At 45.5% G+C, this 15,795-nt stretch carries 16 protein-coding genes; 4 read left to right on the forward strand and 12 right to left on the reverse strand.

Annotated elements, in window-relative coordinates; translation table 11 throughout:
- Positions 1-594: 594 nt before the first annotated feature.
- Positions 595-1,047, reverse strand: a complete 453-nt coding sequence (locus R7E51_RS07130) for an acyl-CoA thioesterase (protein ID WP_005374933.1) — start codon at positions 1,045-1,047, stop codon at positions 595-597.
- Between the two features lie 210 nt (positions 1,048-1,257).
- Between R7E51_RS07130 and R7E51_RS07135 the strand changes: the two genes are divergently transcribed.
- Together R7E51_RS07135 and R7E51_RS07140 are read left to right on the forward strand one after the other, a co-directional pair.
- Positions 1,258-2,022: a ferredoxin--NADP reductase gene (locus R7E51_RS07135; RefSeq protein ID WP_005374935.1), complete on the forward strand. Its 765-nt coding sequence runs from the start codon at positions 1,258-1,260 to the stop codon at positions 2,020-2,022.
- Between the two features lie 180 nt (positions 2,023-2,202).
- Positions 2,203-2,649 (forward strand): RDD family protein, encoded by a 447-nt coding sequence (locus R7E51_RS07140; RefSeq protein ID WP_025768614.1) that lies wholly within the window; start codon positions 2,203-2,205, stop codon positions 2,647-2,649.
- A 60-nt stretch (positions 2,650-2,709) separates the two neighbouring features.
- Here the strand turns inward: R7E51_RS07140 and R7E51_RS07145 are convergent, their stop codons facing one another.
- The 10 genes from R7E51_RS07145 to R7E51_RS07190 form a co-directional block, all read right to left on the reverse strand.
- On the reverse strand, positions 2,710-3,381 hold the full coding sequence (locus R7E51_RS07145; protein WP_017634411.1) for a DUF2057 domain-containing protein: 672 nt from the start codon (positions 3,379-3,381) through the stop codon (positions 2,710-2,712).
- Between the two features lie 216 nt (positions 3,382-3,597).
- Positions 3,598-4,746 (reverse strand): AI-2E family transporter, encoded by a 1,149-nt coding sequence (locus R7E51_RS07150; RefSeq protein ID WP_005386936.1) that lies wholly within the window; start codon positions 4,744-4,746, stop codon positions 3,598-3,600.
- Positions 4,739-5,425, reverse strand: coding sequence for a potassium channel family protein (locus tag R7E51_RS07155; RefSeq protein WP_047102392.1), 687 nt, complete (start codon positions 5,423-5,425; stop codon positions 4,739-4,741). The genes R7E51_RS07150 and R7E51_RS07155 overlap by 8 nt, the downstream gene beginning before the upstream one ends.
- Positions 5,426-5,441: 16 nt before the next feature.
- Positions 5,442-6,332: an HlyD family secretion protein gene (locus R7E51_RS07160; RefSeq protein WP_025768613.1), complete on the reverse strand. Its 891-nt coding sequence runs from the start codon at positions 6,330-6,332 to the stop codon at positions 5,442-5,444.
- A gap of 12 nt (positions 6,333-6,344) precedes the next feature.
- Positions 6,345-6,548, reverse strand: a complete 204-nt coding sequence (locus R7E51_RS07165; RefSeq protein WP_206957648.1) for a DUF1656 domain-containing protein — start codon at positions 6,546-6,548, stop codon at positions 6,345-6,347.
- Entirely contained in the window at positions 6,548-8,191 is a 1,644-nt protein-coding gene (locus R7E51_RS07170; RefSeq protein WP_206957650.1) for a TolC family protein, read from the reverse strand. The genes R7E51_RS07165 and R7E51_RS07170 overlap by 1 nt, the downstream gene beginning before the upstream one ends.
- Before the next feature lie 10 nt (positions 8,192-8,201).
- Complete coding sequence (locus R7E51_RS07175; protein WP_206957652.1) at positions 8,202-10,376, reverse strand: FUSC family protein; 2,175 nt, start codon at positions 10,374-10,376, stop codon at positions 8,202-8,204.
- Positions 10,377-10,764: 388 nt separating this feature from the next.
- Positions 10,765-11,634 (reverse strand): DMT family transporter, encoded by an 870-nt coding sequence (locus R7E51_RS07180; protein ID WP_171344805.1) that lies wholly within the window; start codon positions 11,632-11,634, stop codon positions 10,765-10,767.
- A gap of 141 nt (positions 11,635-11,775) precedes the next feature.
- The gene (gene yidZ, locus R7E51_RS07185; RefSeq protein WP_054574895.1) at positions 11,776-12,744 is read right to left on the reverse strand and encodes an HTH-type transcriptional regulator YidZ; all 969 of its coding nucleotides are present in this window, start codon (positions 12,742-12,744) and stop codon (positions 11,776-11,778) included.
- The gene (locus R7E51_RS07190) at positions 12,719-13,909 is read right to left on the reverse strand and encodes an MFS transporter (RefSeq protein WP_206957653.1); all 1,191 of its coding nucleotides are present in this window, start codon (positions 13,907-13,909) and stop codon (positions 12,719-12,721) included. Before R7E51_RS07190 ends, yidZ begins: the two co-directional genes overlap by 26 nt.
- Before the next feature lie 132 nt (positions 13,910-14,041).
- Here R7E51_RS07190 and R7E51_RS07195 point away from each other — a divergent pair, with 132 nt between their 5' ends.
- Together R7E51_RS07195 and R7E51_RS07200 are read left to right on the forward strand one after the other, a co-directional pair.
- Positions 14,042-14,512 (forward strand): GNAT family N-acetyltransferase, encoded by a 471-nt coding sequence (locus tag R7E51_RS07195; protein WP_005386917.1) that lies wholly within the window; start codon positions 14,042-14,044, stop codon positions 14,510-14,512.
- Between the two features lie 24 nt (positions 14,513-14,536).
- Complete coding sequence (locus R7E51_RS07200; RefSeq protein ID WP_206957654.1) at positions 14,537-14,995, forward strand: GNAT family N-acetyltransferase; 459 nt, start codon at positions 14,537-14,539, stop codon at positions 14,993-14,995.
- 34 nt (positions 14,996-15,029) lie between these two features.
- Here the strand turns inward: R7E51_RS07200 and R7E51_RS07205 are convergent, their stop codons facing one another.
- Positions 15,030-15,542: a DUF2799 domain-containing protein gene (locus R7E51_RS07205; protein ID WP_005374970.1), complete on the reverse strand. Its 513-nt coding sequence runs from the start codon at positions 15,540-15,542 to the stop codon at positions 15,030-15,032.
- Positions 15,543-15,795 lie beyond the last annotated feature (253 nt).

The raw sequence follows: 15,795 nt of genomic DNA on the forward strand, positions 1-15,795 counted from the left end.
ACTCGAACCGTCATTCTGAACCGCGAGGAACGAGCGTGATTCAGAATCTACCCTCAGATTGTATTGAGTTTATTCATGGTTCTATGGTCTGCAGCAAGCGGTAAGTAGATTCTTAGTCTCGCTAGAATGACGCAGCTTTTCTTATCGCGTAGGCTGGAAGAGTCGCTCTGCTGATGCGTCTAAAGCGAGATTCCGAGTGACTCACTTAGGTTCTTCTGGAATCGCTTTTTTAGATGGTTTTGTAGAGATCAGAGCCAAACTCGAACCGTCATTCTGAACCGCGAGGAACGAGCGTGATTCAGAATCTACTCTCAGATTGTATTGAGTTTATTCATAGCTTTATGGTCTGCAGCAAGCGGTATGTAGATTCTTAGTCTTGCTTTGGTTCGCTAGAATGACGCAGCTTTTCTTATCGCGTAGGCTGGAAGAGTCGCTCTACTGTTACGTTTAGCGAGGTTTCGAATGATTCACTTTAGGCTCATTAGAATGACGCTAGTTTTCTTATCACGCGGGCTGGAATGGTACCTCAGCATCATTCCCGATAGCTATGAAGAAGCGCTGTCGGGAACCTCGCCTTTAATCTCTCGTTTCTTGCTACTCCAAATGATGCGTACTACCCACGGTTCCTTCCAAGTCTAAAATCGACTGGCGAACGTGATCTGGAATCGCAGCTTTAACGTTGTTCTTAAAATCAAACATCACACCAGTGGCGGTCGCGATGGTCGCAATTTTACCCCACTTCTTACTCAGCACTTGGTACTCCATTGTGATGCGATCTTCTTGCATGTCGATTACGCGAGAACCGACTAATAGCGTGTCTGGGTAAGTAACAGGCAATTTGTAGCGGCATTGAGTCTCGCTCAGTACTGGCCCAATTTGCGAGGTCTGCAGGTCGACCAGCAGGTTAATTTTGTTGAAGTAATCTAAACGTGCGGTCTCGAAGTAGCGAAAATAGACCACGTTATTAACGTGTTGCAGAGCATCCATTTCACCCCATGCGACTTTTATCTCTGTGATAACGGGAAAGTCCTTTAACAGTGTGTCCATTTTTATTGCTCCTTTTTCATCTGCTTTGCCACAAATTGCGACGCGACTTATCACTTTGAGCATTTATTCTAGATGTAATCATTTAATATGTAATAAAATTGTTTTTAAAATGTGAAATGAAATGGTGGTTTGATTATGTAAACTAGAAACTTTACATAATTGAGTTGAAGGCGTAAGTTTAACTAAGAGTAACCAGATAGGAGGTGTCTCATGATTGAACTCAAAGGTTTCAACCTCGCAAGAGTTGAGAAACGCATCGATTGGACAGGTGAGCTGTTCAGTTTGAGAATATCTGGCGCGCCTCTTTCCTTTAAAGCTGGCCAATTCACCAAGCTTGCTTTGCTTGATGATGAAGGTAAGCCGATCAGCCGCGCTTACTCTGTGGTTAATGCGCCAAGCGAGCAATTCGATTGGTTGGAGTTTCTAATAGTAGCCGACCCTCAAGGACAACTTTCTCCACGGCTCCAAAAGCTTAAATCTGGTGATAGCATTTATGTCGGTGCCACCGCACATGGCGATTTAATCCATGATTCTATTCCTAAACAGGCTCATGACCTGTGGCTGCTATCTACAGGTACGGGGATTGGACCGTTTTTGTCGCTGCTGGATGATATAAACTTACCGCCTCACAATGAGCGCATTGTGCTGGTTCATGCCGTTCGTTTCGAAAAAGATCTGGTTTATAAATACCTAATTGAACAGCTTCAGCAACGATATGAAGGCAGATTAAAGTATATACCGATAGTTAGCAGGGAAGTGGTTGATGGTAAATTACAAGGCCGAATTCCTGAACTCATCGAATCGGGTTTACTGTCCAACGCCGCTGATGCGCCATTCTCAGCTCAGCGTAGCTTTGTCATGATGTGTGGGAATCCACAAATGATCAAAGATACCGTGCCCGTTTTACAAGAGCTAGGCTTGGAAAAGTATCGCCATCAAACTGGGGGAAATATCATTTACGAACGTTACTGGTAGCGTTTTGTTAAATTGATACGGTTATGCTCAAGATGTAATGATTACTTTTGAGATACGACCGCGATTTAGTATGTTCTTAGTTGAATATTATGTTGGCAATACCTAAACTGCGCTCACCATTGCGCGTCTGTACACTCAGTCATTCTCGCTTAACCAATTACATTGAGGTGACTGAAGTCCATGTATGCTTTTATCGCGAGCAAGCAACAGAGAATCATTGCTGGTTTTATCGACCTGCTCTTTACGATGGTGGTCGTGTTAATCATCGCATTGAGTATTAACTCTTTTCTTAACGACTTTCAGCTCTCTTTAGCAGATAACCTCACGCTTGTTCGTGAAACTCAGGCGTTTTACTTGCTTTCTTTACCAACGGTTTTAATGATCAACTGGAATGCATTGAGTCATGGGCAAACCATTGGTATGCGCATGATTGGTATTAAAGTTGTAATGAAAAATGATAGTAAGGCAACGAAAGTTACAGCAGGGTTAAGGCTTGTTATTAGCTACTTACTGGAGATGCTCATTCCGGGGATCCCGTTGGTAAATTTGGCATTGTTGTTCTTTCATCCGGAGCGACGTTTGTTGCATGACTTGATCGCCAATACTAAAGTTGTCCAAGTTTCCTAATTTTTTGATCGAAAAAGCCACGTGAAGTGGCTTTTTTAATATCGATAAAGTTAACCAGATTTACTGTTGATTAACATATTTCTTAAAGCGAGCTTTGGTTTCTGCGTCTGCTTTTTGGTACCAGAAGTGCAGCATCTCTTCAGCTGTCGAATCCGCTTTAACCGCAGTTGCTCTCACTTGCTTCATATCCGCAGGAACCTTTGCAGGAAGCGTGACTGGCTGCATGGTCGCTGCGCCAGCAAAAGCCACGGCTGCTGCACCGCCAGCTTGGTTATAATCTTCGATTTCACGTACGTAATCACGACCGATTTGCATACCCGGTTTGAGCAACTTGTCCTGGTCAACCGCGATTGCGTTGCCTGAATCATCAACCAGTTTCCAATCTAAGTCTTTGATCTTCTCTTCCGCATCACGTAGGTTGCGGTATTCTGGCATTTGTAGAGTGAGTTCGGCATTGGTCGCGTCAAATCGTGTAACGATAACATCGCTTTCAACACTTAAACGGTCATTACCTTGGTTGAAGTAAGGGGCGAAACGAAATACGACTTGGTTAAGGCCATCAGGTAACGTCAGTGTTCTTTCAGAGGCGAAAAAACCACCCGAAAGATCTGCTTTTTCACCGTTAGCCGCCAATACTGAAACGTTGTCAGGAACACTCACGGTTACATCTGCGAATGCCATGCCACTCATTGCGAGAGCAAGCGCACAAGTTAAAGGCTTGATCAATTTCATTGTTTTTATCCTAAGCAAATTAGTGGTCATCGAGAGTGCATCGTTCATTGCCCGATTGCAACTCCCAAGTGTAATAAGTATGAAAATTTAACAAGAACGTCATTTTTATCGCATTTATTACGACGAAACTGTGATCCAAATAGAATCAAACCGCTGAAATGCAGCGGTTTGATATCATAAGTTATAGATTAAATTTCTTTCTAACTTATTGATTTATTAAATGCCAGCACCGTGTCCAGGTTCTGATTGGTCATCAGAAGCGTCTTGTTGTTCTGCCATTTCTTCTTGCTGTTGTGCTTTCTCAATGCTCAACCACCAAACAAATAACTCATACCAAATTGCTAGGATAACGGCACCTAAGAACAGACCAACGATGCCGTAGAAAAGCATACCACCGATGGCACCGAGCAGAATCACAGGCATTGGCACGTCGACGCCACGTCCCATTAACATTGGTTTGAACAGGTTTTCAGAAAGAGCCGCAACTACGACCCAAACAGTAAACATGGTTGCTGTTGAGGTGTCTTGGGTCATGTACATGAAGCCAATCACAGGTAGCACTGCGAGCAACGCCGGGAGCTGAGCGATACATAAGATCATTAGAAGCAGTGTGAGTAAACCTGCTGCCGGAACGCCAAATACGAAGAAACCAGCACCGATCAACAGTGCTTGAATCGCCGCTACACCGACTACGCCAAGCAGTACGCTTTTAATTGTCGCTGCGATAAGCGTGGTCCAGCTTTTTGCGTTTTCACCAGCGGTACGAATCGCGATGGTTCTTAGGCCTGATGCCGCAGATTCAGAGTACGTCATGAAACCTGCTGCAATCGCAAGTGACAAGATTGAAAGCAGTAAACTTCCCAATACGCCCCCCAGTGTACCCAGTAAAGATGTGAGTCCTGCCTTTATTTGTGGCATAAAGGTTTGAATCGCTTGCTCAAGATTAGTAGCGAATAGGGTCCACACTTCGTAGAGCTTATCACCCACGATAGGCCAATCCGCTACGGAAGGTTTTGGCCCTGGTATTTTCACTTGACCATTTTGTAGTACTTCAAGCGCGTGCGTTGCACCATCCACAATGGAGCCTGATACCATAACAAGTGGCGTGACAAGGAGGGCAATACCAAGTAAAGCAATGGTTGTGGCTGCCAGACCTCTGCGACCACCATATACACGCTGCAATTTTTGGGTAAGCGGCATTAAAGCGACGGCTATAATAGCGCCCCAAATAACCGGAAGTATGAAGGGTTTGATGATGTCGTACGTAAACATCAGCAAGACAAAGATCAAGCCAATGCGTATTGCTGATTCCACCATATTACTGATGAAAAGCTTACTGTCGATTTTTACCGATTGTTTATCCATTTTTGTTTACCTGATGATCAATGTTAGAACTGACGAGACTTGAAACAACAATCGCCATATAAAAAACACCTGTGATGGCCTCTAAATACACCACGACTTGAGCCAGTGGTGTTAGAGGACTAATGTCGCCATAACCGAGCGTGGTTAAGGTAACGAAACTGAAATACGCTGCATTGGAGAAGTTCTGCCCCCAAGAAATCGCTTCCATACCGGTAAAGGCTTCAGGCGAAAACTCAAGCAGAATGAGGTAGGCAATCGCCCACATCAGACCAAGTAGCAAGAAAAGCGCTACCGAGCCAATGACTTTGTTGCTGTTGACATGGCCGGTGAAAAGAATCTGTCTTGCGATGGATTTAAAAGTGCCGAAAAAGAACGCAAAGGTGAGGGCAAGCATCACCACATTCATCTCTCTGATGTTGAAAACGGTCTTGATCACAATCACAAGAACCCAAACACCAAACAGGCTGTAGAGGAAACGAGACCAGGTTTTGTCAAAGCGAAGGCTCGCAAAACAGACGATAAACGTCAGAACCGTGAAAGCCTGAAGTATGTGTTCAATCGTCCCTTCACCTACGACTTGTGCCATCGCACTCCCTAGCAACAAAATCACTAGTGCTAAGGTTAGATAGAAGAAGTTGTTTTCTTCATTAATATTTTTGAGGTTTTTACCAATGACCATGGCTCTTCTCACTTAGTTATTGTTCACTTTCTGCGGATGACTCTTTCATCACCATGATGGACGCAGAAAGCCCGAATCGAAGATCAACATCTTCAGGAAGTTCTTGTAGGGAGATTCGCACCGGAATACGTTGTGCTAGGCGAATCCACTGAAAAACAGGGTTTACGTTTGGAAGAAGGTTGTAGCCGACCGTGCCGTCTTTGGGCGCAATACCCCAACCAATCGAGTCAACCGTCGCGTCAATTGGCGTGTCTGGGTGAGACATCAAAGTGACACGCGCTTGGCTGCCAGGTTCGATTTGCGCAAGTTGGTTTTCACGGAAGAAACCAAATACCCAAAAGCTGTTTTTGTCGATCAGTGCGAGCAGTGGTTGGTTTGCGACCGCTTGCGTACCGTTTCTAATATCGAGGTTAGATACAAAACCATCGACGGTCGCATAAACTTTGGTAAAGCTGAGATTAAGGCGTGCTGATTTTAGTTGCTCTTCTGCAGATTTGATTTGCAGTAGCGATTCTTCGTAAGCGATTTCACGACGAATTAGATCCTTGTGAGAAACCGCGCCGCGGTCTTTCGCGCGAATATCTTTAAGGCGGTCGTATTCGATTTTTTTACCGCGAGAGCTAACAATGGAGCGCTCCAGCGCTACTTCGGCTTGAGACAAAGCAACTTCGTAAGTCGCAGGGTCGATTTCAAACAGTAAATCCCCCGTTTTTACTTCTTGGTTGTCTTGCACTGCGACATTTACAATTGGGCCTGATACGCGAGGAGCCACTTTGATGACGTTAGCACGCACTTGCCCATCTCGTGTCCATGGGTTATTAAAGTATTCCTCAAACTTTTGATAGCCGAGCCAAGCTGCGCCACCAAGAATGACAAGATTGAGTGCGATTACGAATAGTTTTTTCATCTTGTTTGGCACCTAAAATTGAATATAAAAGCTGTCGATGGCCACCACATAACCGACCATGATGGCAATAAACGTCAGAGACGGAAAAGCGATGAAGCGAGACAAACGTGTCTTGTTCAATATCATCACCGTTATCCACGTGGACGTGACGGCGAGAAAGAGCACGAGTAGCGTAGGAGAAAAGTAAACGTCTCCCCAAGAAAGTTCATGAGGCATTAGAGATCCTCCGTTTTGTTCTTATCGCCGTTTTCCGTCGGTGTTTCGATAGGCAAAGGCGGCAATACGCGGTTTTCTTCATTTAAATAACTTCCCCAGTCAGTGCGCTCTGTCATCTGCGTGGCAATCGATTCACTGATGAAAGGTTTGCCTGTTTGGGTTTGCCAGCCTCCACCGAGGGCTTTGTAGAGCGCGACAACTTGGTTCGCAACATTACCTTTGATCGTTGCGTAGCTGTCTTCTGCGCGGGTCATTTTTTCTACCGAGTTAAGCAGACGTTCGAATGAAATTTGTCCGTTTTCGTACTGTGTCATGGATATGTTGAACGCACGAATGGAAGAGTTGACCGATTGCAAGCGTAAATCTTTTTGCTGCAAATACAGGTCATATGCTTCGATTGCATTGGTGACTTCATTAACGGCTTGCAGTACCTTTTTGTTGTAGTTCGTCAGCGTTTCTTGGAAGCGAGCATCTTCGAAACGAATGTTATTTTTCACGCGTCCGTATTGGAAAATGTTCCAACTGAACGTTGGGCCAACCACCATGGTGAGCGAATCGCTAAAACTGAAACTGCTGCCATCGGGAACCGTACTGTCGATACCGATGGAACCGAACAACGAAAAGCTTGGGTACAGAGCGGTTTCTGCCACGCCAATCTGCGCACTTTGAGCGCGAGCTTGCATCTCAGAGACTTGCAAATCCGGACGTCGCATCACTAAGTTAGCATCCACTTGCGTATCCAAAAGCGGTGGACGTGGCACAATGGAACGCTCGTCGGTGCCCGATAGCGCCGATTTTCTGCCCGTCGATTTGAACTGGGCTTCGTACTCAGCGATTTGCTTGTGCATCCCATCCGACTGTAGCAGTCGATCTACTTCTTCTGGTAACAGACCCAGTAGCAAAGCCAACACAGTACGTGATTGCTTCATTGCCACTTCGAGGCTCGGTAGCGCTGCTTTGGTGGTGTAGAGTTGGTTTTTAGCTTGTTGAACGTCCAATTCTGTAACGTTGCCAGAGTCGAACTGCACCTGAGTAATACGTACGACACGCTCTTGAATCTCTATGTTGCGGCGAGACAGCAAAATACGTTCTTGGAATGTGCGATAGTTGATGTAATTGCGCGCCACTTCGGCGGTTATAGTGACCATGATGTCGTGATACGATGCGATGGATGCGTAGTAACCCGCTTCTGCCGACTCAATACCGCGAGCATACTTGCCCCAAACATCCATTTCCCAAGCAGCATCAAACGACAAAGTGGCGTTATTCACGCCCTGATCATTTACGTAGGCACGCGCTAGGTTTCCTGACACGGTTTGAACTTGTGGGTATTGCAAGCCAGTCGAAATACCAAGCAATGAACGTGCTTGGACAATTCGTAGCCCTGCGGCTTCTAAATCGAGGTTTTGTTTGCTCGCCAACTCAACCAGCTGATTAAGAGTTGAGTCATTAAATTGCTGCCACCATTGTTGTAGCTGTTGCTCTGATTGCTGCGTATCTTTGGCTGCTTTTTGCACCGACCAGTCACTTGGCAGTGGCGCCTGCTTTGGATGAACATAATCTGGTCCTACCGTGGTACACGCACTGAGTCCGAGCAAAGAAAGTATGGCGAGGCTTGGTTTGGTTAGTTTTGGAAGCATCATATCCCCACCTTTAAAAACGCTTCTGTTGTAAGTTCACCCAATCGATATCCTCGTAGGTTTGCTTGCAATGCTTGATTGCTTCGAACACGTTCCGTTTTAAATTCAGCAAGATATAAAAACCGGCTATCTCTGAATAAGCGTAGTCAGATAAATCCAACTCACTAAAAAAATCTTCCAGTTTATCTTCGAATGTTTGATAATCCTGACTGTATTGGTCGAATACGGAGTCGAGTTCTTGTGTTGCTTGATGGCTGGCTAAAGCGCCCGCCATCAAAGGAATGATGGAATCGCGGTGCTGTTGGCGAAGCTGAGTAATTAGTGGATTGGTCATCAACTTTTTCTCGGCGGCCATTAAGATGTTGATGTGATTACTGAGTACATCACACGCTTTGCTAAACGCGCCGATCGCTTCTGGCGTGGTTTTATCAAAGTGTTTGTGGTTGATTTTCGAACCCCACACTTTGAGCTTTTTCGATGAGACATTGAGCGTCACCAAGTGCAAGGCCCGTTTGAGCGGCGTAACAACCGAGCTGGACTGCTGTTGATAGGTAGTGAAGAGCTCTCGGGTATGTCGGAAGTAGCGTTCTTTTATGGTCAAAAAGAGGTGTTCTGGTCGTGAGCTAAACGGGAAGTAGTGCGCGAAAATAATCATGAACACCACCATGTAAAACAACAGCATGATCGTCATGAGGATCCCGAAGTGATAGAACATGTTGTTATCTAAACCGAGAACAAACAAGCCCACCATGTAGAAAATCGTCACTGGCCCGTTAAACAGATAAAAACCGATAAAGGTGTAGATAAAGATAAACAGGCCAAGTTCTAATCCGAGATCCAATTGCGGAAGGATGAAGACGTAAGAAGGTACCGCGAACAAGAAGCCGAAAGTGAACAGCACAAGCAACAAAATTGGGTGCACAGGCACGAACGACAGCAAAGACATAAACATGGTCGAGAAGACCACGAATGAGTAGCCGCCTGGTGGATTGAAGTAAATCCAAATCAGTCCTGCAACCCAATAGGTAACAAAGGTTTTGACCGCAGTTTTAAAGTTTTCTGCGTCCCACCATAGAAACTTGCCTTTCGGTTTCGGTAGTGGCACGTCAAAGGAGACATTATTCGTCACAGAGTCAATACAGCTAATGCTCTCAGCTAAACGTGACAAGTTTTGATGCATCAGTTCCAATAGGTGACCAAGCGTAAGCGCAGAGCCTTTCTCTAGGTGCGCTGCGTCCTCAAGCAACGCTTGGTTGTATTTGACTTTGAATTCCTGAGCACGATAAGCGGGTTCTTTTTCGTCCCAGACTTGTTGGCAGGTATCAAATAGCGCGTCAATTTCCGCCACGGCTTGATCAAAGTTGCTGATGCTTTCACGGTCTTGCTGGTGGCTAAAGTGGCTGTGCGCCGCGACGGTCAATTGTTGCGTTACTTGCTTGTTCAAATGAACCGCCAAGCGCCACTCTTTCATGTAGGCCGATACGTCACTGCATTCCACACTGACCGTAGCAAAGCGCTGTTCGAGCGCATTTTGAGCGGCAAACATCTGTTCGATGAGAGTGTCCACGCTAGGTTGTGGCTCTTCAGCTTCTGGATTTTCTTCTCCGCCTTCTTGAGGAGAGATTTGCCCTGCCGATTTTTGCTCGAAATTTTGCAAGATAGCGGTGAACAACGCGCGTTGTGCTTGGTTGAGTTGTTCGATGAGCTGCCTTAGGTTTTGTTCTGTTTTGGTCGGGAATAAGAAAGTCCCCACGAGTGTGTAAACCACCACCCCAAACACCGTCATATAGGCGCGGTCAACGCCATAAAGAAACGCACCCTCTGCGTCACCGCCATTGGACATCATCAACGTCATCACACCGGTCAGCATGAGTAGCGTAGGATCTTTTTGATAGGCATTACGGAAGTAAAAAATGAATGAGACCACAACCGACACGCTCAGCATGTACAGCAAGCGGTCTTGAGCAAACAACCCCACCAGTAACAAGCCAACCACGGCACCAACCAATGTACCTAACACGCGTAAGGTACCTTTGGCGAGTGATTCACGACGACTGCCTGTCGATGCAATCAGCATTACAGTAGTTGCGGCCGTCGATGCTTGCGGCCAACCCATGGCAAACGGGATCAGATAAGCCAGAGTCAGGCTAAGCGATACTTTAATAGCGAATTTTATTTTGTCGTTCATAGTGTCAAAGTTTGCTCAGGCTTATCGTTATAAGTTGATGAATTTCTTATATGAATAATCAGAATCTTGTTCTGAATAAATTCGGGGGGCGGAATATAGCGGGTGAAAAAGTGTGCTTTGTAAACCCTTTGTCAAAACAAAAAGTGCGTATTTGGCTTGATCTCGTGCTAGCCCTTGGCGTTATTGGTGAAACGCCTAAAACGAGCAAACTCGCGATCTGTGATGATTCTCACTTTTGAAACAAAATCGTTGCATTGTGTGAGCCAATTCTCACCTTATATTCTTCGCCTGGTACCAAAGCAGACCACTTGTACCATCTGCAATGAGCTTTACTGCTTTAAAAAGCATAGATGATGAATGGGTATTTGAGAGGGAAAGTTATTACTTTTTATCGGCTTGCCGATTGTTCGTTTGTTTTTTTGGATCGAGATAAAAAAACCAAAGCGATCCCACCAAGAATGATGCCGCTGGTTAAAAGAGTATGCAGTGAAAGAGGCTCGTGGAGTACGATGCTGCCGAGTAGTAAAGCAATGGCTGGCACGGAAAGTTGGCTGACGGCGGCTTGAAGTAAAGAGAGCTTACGTACGACTTGGTACCAAAGTGTATAACCAAGGCCAGAGGCAATGGCACCAGATGCGATAGCGAGCAACACTCCGCTCAAAGAAAGTTGGATTGAGGACAAGATTAATGGCGAAAGGAGCACGCCAATTATTGATGCAGCGATGAATCCCCACGTGATGCCACTACTTGGAGAAGGCGCTTGTTTACCGAGCGCAGTAAACGCAGCCCAACAAACGCCAGAAATCAACATAAGAAGTGCAGAGCTAATATCGGGGCGAGTGGCAGATGGCAACATCAACCAAACAAATCCAACAATTGAAAGACCGATACCGATGACTTCGAGAAACTGAAAGCGCTCACCTTGCCACCAATAGATTGCCAGTAATGTAAGTTGCACGGCACCAAACAAAAGCAAAGCACCAGTTCCTGTCGCCAGTTGTAAGTACGCGAAAGAGAAAAGGGCAGCGTAACCAAATAACGCCACGCCAGCAAAAAAGCGAAAGCGAGAAGTTGGCCGATCGGTTTTCCACTGACCTCTCACGACAAGCATTGCGATTAAGATAACAGCGCCGGATATCAATCGAATGAGCGTGAAGCTTCCTGCATCAATTAACCCTTCTGCCAAGGCAAGTCGGCACAATAATGAATTAGCAGCGAACGCCAGCATTGCAATAGCAGTGAGTAAAAAGGTCGACATCCTTGATCCTTAGCGTGTAAATGAACAGCTAGTGTAGATCCAAAAGAACATTTTTATTAGTTGATAAAGTGATTAGTTATAGCTATCAGAGCAAGAAAGTCATTAAAAATAACCAGATAAAACCTGACCTTAGCCTGAGTCTTACTGTGGTTGGGAAGGTTGTTTGTACAATGACTTAATGGTGTTTTTCAACCATAGCAATTTGGGATTGTACGCATTGCGTTTATGCCAAATCATGGTAAATGGAATCAGTAACTTGTCTTGTTGAGCTTGGTCTAATGGAATTGGCAAGCACACCAAATCGAGATGCAGCTTTTCTGTGTAACTTTTGCAATAGTGCGGCGCGGTGGTGATCATGTCATGCGTCGGCTGCGCTGCCATAAAAAGGGATTGCTCAAAGTTGGACATCGTCAGCCCGATAGAGCGCTGTAGCCCTAGTTCCGTTAATACTTCATCCAACGCCCAAGTTTCACTTTTTTCCCAAACAATATTGATGTGTTGGTAGCTCAGAAAGGTCTCGAGATTCCACTCTTGCTGTAATGCCGGATGATCTTTATGTAAATACACCATCGGCAGGTCAAAAAATAGAATCTCAAAATCCAAGAAATACGGCAGAAGATCCAACGACTCTTTCGATCTCGGGTGACTTTCTCGGCCGGTAAAACCGATATCCGCCTCGCCTCGAATGATGGCGTCGAGTGAATCGTAATCCCAGTTACTGGTTTTTACTTTCGCTTCAGGGTATCGCTGGTGGATAGCGACGATGAGTCTGTCCAGCACTGTGAGCACTAATGGCGACTCAATCGTGATATCAAAACGCACTCCTTTAGGCGTAATATCGCTGCGTTTTTCTGCAATCTGGCTGCCAATTTGCAGCCATTCTGCAAGATCTTGCTCCATGCTTTGCGCCAAAGGCGTTGGTGCAAGACCTTTAGGTGTTTTGACAAACAAAGGATCATCGAACCAATGACGAAGTTTGTTGAGCGACTTACTTACGGTAGAGGGCGTAACGTTCAGCTTTTTCGAGGTTTTCGAGACGCTTTGCTCTTGCAACAATAATTGCAGAGTGAACAGTAAGTTTAAATCAAGTCGCGCTAGGGATTTCTTCATAATGGGTATCGTGAACAGGCTTTGGAATCAATAGTATTAGAGCAAGGCTGATTACGCTACCTAGCACTAAGATAAACACCAACATATTCAGTGCAGTAACGCCGATGAAACCCATAAACCAAATATAGAACGCGGAACTACAAACTTGAGCAATGCCCAGTAACGAGCTCGCCACGCCAGCTTGTTGAGAGAATGGGCTGAGCGCTTGGCTCATGGCCAAGCCAAAGCCACAAGCGAAGCCTGCGCAAATCAGCCCAAGTCCGAACACATAGTAAAAAGGTTGTCCATCATGGAAATGGGCTGCACTGAGCACGATGGCTGAACAAACGAGCAATACTTGAGAGCTCATCATTAAGGTTCGCTGCTTGAAAATCCCCAATGCCAATGGCGCCGAGAACGAAATCAACATACTGATCGTCGCAGTCCCCGCCATGATGGAAGAATAGCCACCGCGATCAAAACCAAGCATGCTCATCACGACAATTGGTGAAGCGTTAACAAAGGTCAGAATGGTGGTCACTCCAAGTGCAGTAATGATCAGCCTACTGATAAAAAATCGCTCGAAGAAAGTCTCTTGATGGCTCTCTGGCGCTGTCTGTTCTTCACCTTGTTGGCTGGGTAGTGATTCCTTGAGAACAAAAATGGCCAATACACTGACGAGAATGCCCATTCCTGCCATTGTGGTAAACAAACTCGGCCAAGGAAATTTCAGCATAATCAAGTGACCAATCACGGGTGCGATCACTGGAATGATACAGGTGATGCCATTGAGCATCGACAATACTTTCGCGCGGCGTTCATCGTCTAACGTGTCGCGTAAAATCGCGAACGCGACGACATAGCAAGATCCAGCACCGACGCCTTGGCAAAAGCGAGCAATCAAGAAAGTGTTTGGTTGTTCAGCCATCCCGCCGAGAAAAGATGCGAGCACGAAGATCATCGCGCCGACGACGGCAACAGGCTTTCGTCCCACAGAGTCTGCAATTTTTCCCGCGAATAACATCGTGGTAGCCATGCCAGCTAAATAGATCGAAAACGCAATATGCAACTGAGATTCACTGGCGTTGAGATCTGACGCAATTTGAGGCAAACCAACAAGATACAAATCAATGGCAGTAGGGTAGAGTAAGACGAGTGCAAAACTGCAAAGTAAAAAACGGGACATGGAAACCTCTCTATCGAATGGCGAGGATAATAGAGTGCTAAACGTTTGCCTGCGAGTGGGAAATACGACACCAGGTATTTCTATTTACGACATACCCTGTATGAATTGAGCATAAAAACAACAAGGAAGATTATGATTACCATTGAAAAGTATTCGCCTGAGCGACATGAACAAACTTGCGAACTTAGTGTGCTAGAAGAGCAATCGCAGTTTACGGTCGCGGATGTGGGTGAAATGCTTACGCGTCTTGAACCTACAGAACTTCCGCATCTGATTTTGACAGACGATGATGTGGTTGGCTTTTTTCTATTTGATGCTGCTTACAGCGAGAAATACGATTTTTGCCCGAAAAACAGTTTAGGCGTACGTGCTTTGCTGGTGGATCACCGTCATCAAGGCAAAGGCATCGCCAAGCAAGCCATTCAACAGTTTGCCGATTTCGCCAAACGCCATTATCCCGAGTTTGATGCGCTTTATCTCACTGTGAATTGCCGCAACATACCCGCTTATCAGTGCTATTTAAAATCAGGGTTTGAAGATACCAATGAGCTTTACCACGGCGGCCCCGTTGGACCGCAACACATTATGAGACAGCCGCTTTAGCTAGGAAAAACCAAGGATGGAAAGATGAGGATTGAAATCGACAATTTAGAACGGCTGCAAGTGATAGCGCTGTTGGAAGGACATTTACAGGACATGTACGCCACGTCACCACCAGAAAGCGTGCATGCGTTAGATTTAGATAAGCTCAAAGCGCCAGAAGTGACATTTTGGACCGGATGGAAAGGTGAGCAACTGCTTGGGTGTGCAGCGATTAAAGAGTTGGATGACCAACACGCGGAGCTGAAATCCATGCGCACCACGCTTACGGCAAGAAACCAAGGTGTGGCATCTCAATTATTGATTCATGTGATTGAGCAAGCGAAGCAAAAAGGTTTGCAGCGCTTGAGTTTAGAAACGGGCTCGATGGAGTTTTTTAAACCAGCGCGCCTGTTGTATGAAAAGCATGGCTTTGTGTACTGCGAGCCGTTCGGGGATTACGAACTCGATCCGAACAGTCAATTCATGACCCTAGAACTGAGTTAGGGCCATGAATTTTTAGAAGCTAAATCCAATCGATTTAGAAATTCAGATTCAAGTTGATGGTTGGCGACAAGAGGCTTGAACGCTCGTCAGCCAATCGCTTTCTCTTCTCTTTCAGTCTCTTGGCATTATCTTTGTCTGGATTGCCATCAAGCTGATTATCGATGACCGAGATTTCAGTATCGATTTGTTGGATGCGTTGCTGGCGTTGATATTCTTGATGACCTAACTGGTAGTTCTCAATAAACTCTTTGCTGCTGCATACACCGTAATATTCTTTGCCTTCGATACCGACAGTGTACCCATTGTCTGGTGAGCAATATTGGATAGTGCCTTTATCAAAGCCTTCTTTCCATTTCGCTCGGTCGGGTGTCACACCCGCTTCACCACAGTCTTCGGTATAGCTATTGATAATGTTTGGATCGTTGCCGTCTCGGCCATCTTGATAACCTACGTTGTACCAGTTTGCCGTTTTGCACTCATCCGGAGACATGCTGGCGCAACCTGAGAGCAAAGTCAGTAAAGCCAGGGGGATTAGCGCTCTTTTCATCAGTGACTGTCCTTTAAATAAAATCGAATTGATAACTTGAGTTTAAAATGAACACTGTTCATATCAATGGTTGAAATCATTGTATTCACAATTATGGTGACTCATTAATCTAAGTGATAAATTTATTATGCTGAATAGAAGTGTGTTTGATTAGTATTATCCACGAACTGCGCCTTTGCTGCATCAATCCACTAGCCTTGGCCCCAAATTAAGTGATAATACCAACATAAAGATAAACACCGTCAATGAGGCT

This window comes from Vibrio sp. Vb1166, assembly GCF_033338695.1.
In the GTDB taxonomy this organism is placed as follows: Bacteria; Pseudomonadota; Gammaproteobacteria; order Enterobacterales; family Vibrionaceae; genus Vibrio; species Vibrio alginolyticus.

Bases quoted from the DNA above. Each gene is read 5' to 3' on its own strand.
- R7E51_RS07175 (WP_206957652.1), bottom strand. From the start codon at position 10,376: ATGAACGACAAAATAAAATTCGCTATTAAAGTATCGCTTAGCCTGACT.
- R7E51_RS07135 (WP_005374935.1), top strand. From the start codon at position 1,258: ATGATTGAACTCAAAGGTTTCAACCTCGCAAGAGTTGAGAAACGCATC.
- R7E51_RS07145 (WP_017634411.1), bottom strand. From the start codon at position 3,381: ATGAAATTGATCAAGCCTTTAACTTGTGCGCTTGCTCTCGCAATGAGT.
- R7E51_RS07160 (WP_025768613.1), bottom strand. From the start codon at position 6,332: ATGAAAAAACTATTCGTAATCGCACTCAATCTTGTCATTCTTGGTGGC.
- R7E51_RS07180 (WP_171344805.1), bottom strand. From the start codon at position 11,634: ATGTCGACCTTTTTACTCACTGCTATTGCAATGCTGGCGTTCGCTGCT.
- R7E51_RS07165 (WP_206957648.1), bottom strand. From the start codon at position 6,548: ATGCCTCATGAACTTTCTTGGGGAGACGTTTACTTTTCTCCTACGCTA.
- R7E51_RS07130 (WP_005374933.1), bottom strand. From the start codon at position 1,047: ATGGACACACTGTTAAAGGACTTTCCCGTTATCACAGAGATAAAAGTC.
- R7E51_RS07205 (WP_005374970.1), bottom strand. From the start codon at position 15,542: ATGAAAAGAGCGCTAATCCCCCTGGCTTTACTGACTTTGCTCTCAGGT.
- R7E51_RS07140 (WP_025768614.1), top strand. From the start codon at position 2,203: ATGTATGCTTTTATCGCGAGCAAGCAACAGAGAATCATTGCTGGTTTT.
- yidZ (WP_054574895.1), bottom strand. From the start codon at position 12,744: ATGAAGAAATCCCTAGCGCGACTTGATTTAAACTTACTGTTCACTCTG.
- R7E51_RS07150 (WP_005386936.1), bottom strand. From the start codon at position 4,746: ATGGATAAACAATCGGTAAAAATCGACAGTAAGCTTTTCATCAGTAAT.
- R7E51_RS07200 (WP_206957654.1), top strand. From the start codon at position 14,537: ATGAGGATTGAAATCGACAATTTAGAACGGCTGCAAGTGATAGCGCTG.
- R7E51_RS07155 (WP_047102392.1), bottom strand. From the start codon at position 5,425: ATGGTCATTGGTAAAAACCTCAAAAATATTAATGAAGAAAACAACTTC.
- R7E51_RS07170 (WP_206957650.1), bottom strand. From the start codon at position 8,191: ATGATGCTTCCAAAACTAACCAAACCAAGCCTCGCCATACTTTCTTTG.
- R7E51_RS07195 (WP_005386917.1), top strand. From the start codon at position 14,042: ATGATTACCATTGAAAAGTATTCGCCTGAGCGACATGAACAAACTTGC.
- R7E51_RS07190 (WP_206957653.1), bottom strand. From the start codon at position 13,909: ATGTCCCGTTTTTTACTTTGCAGTTTTGCACTCGTCTTACTCTACCCT.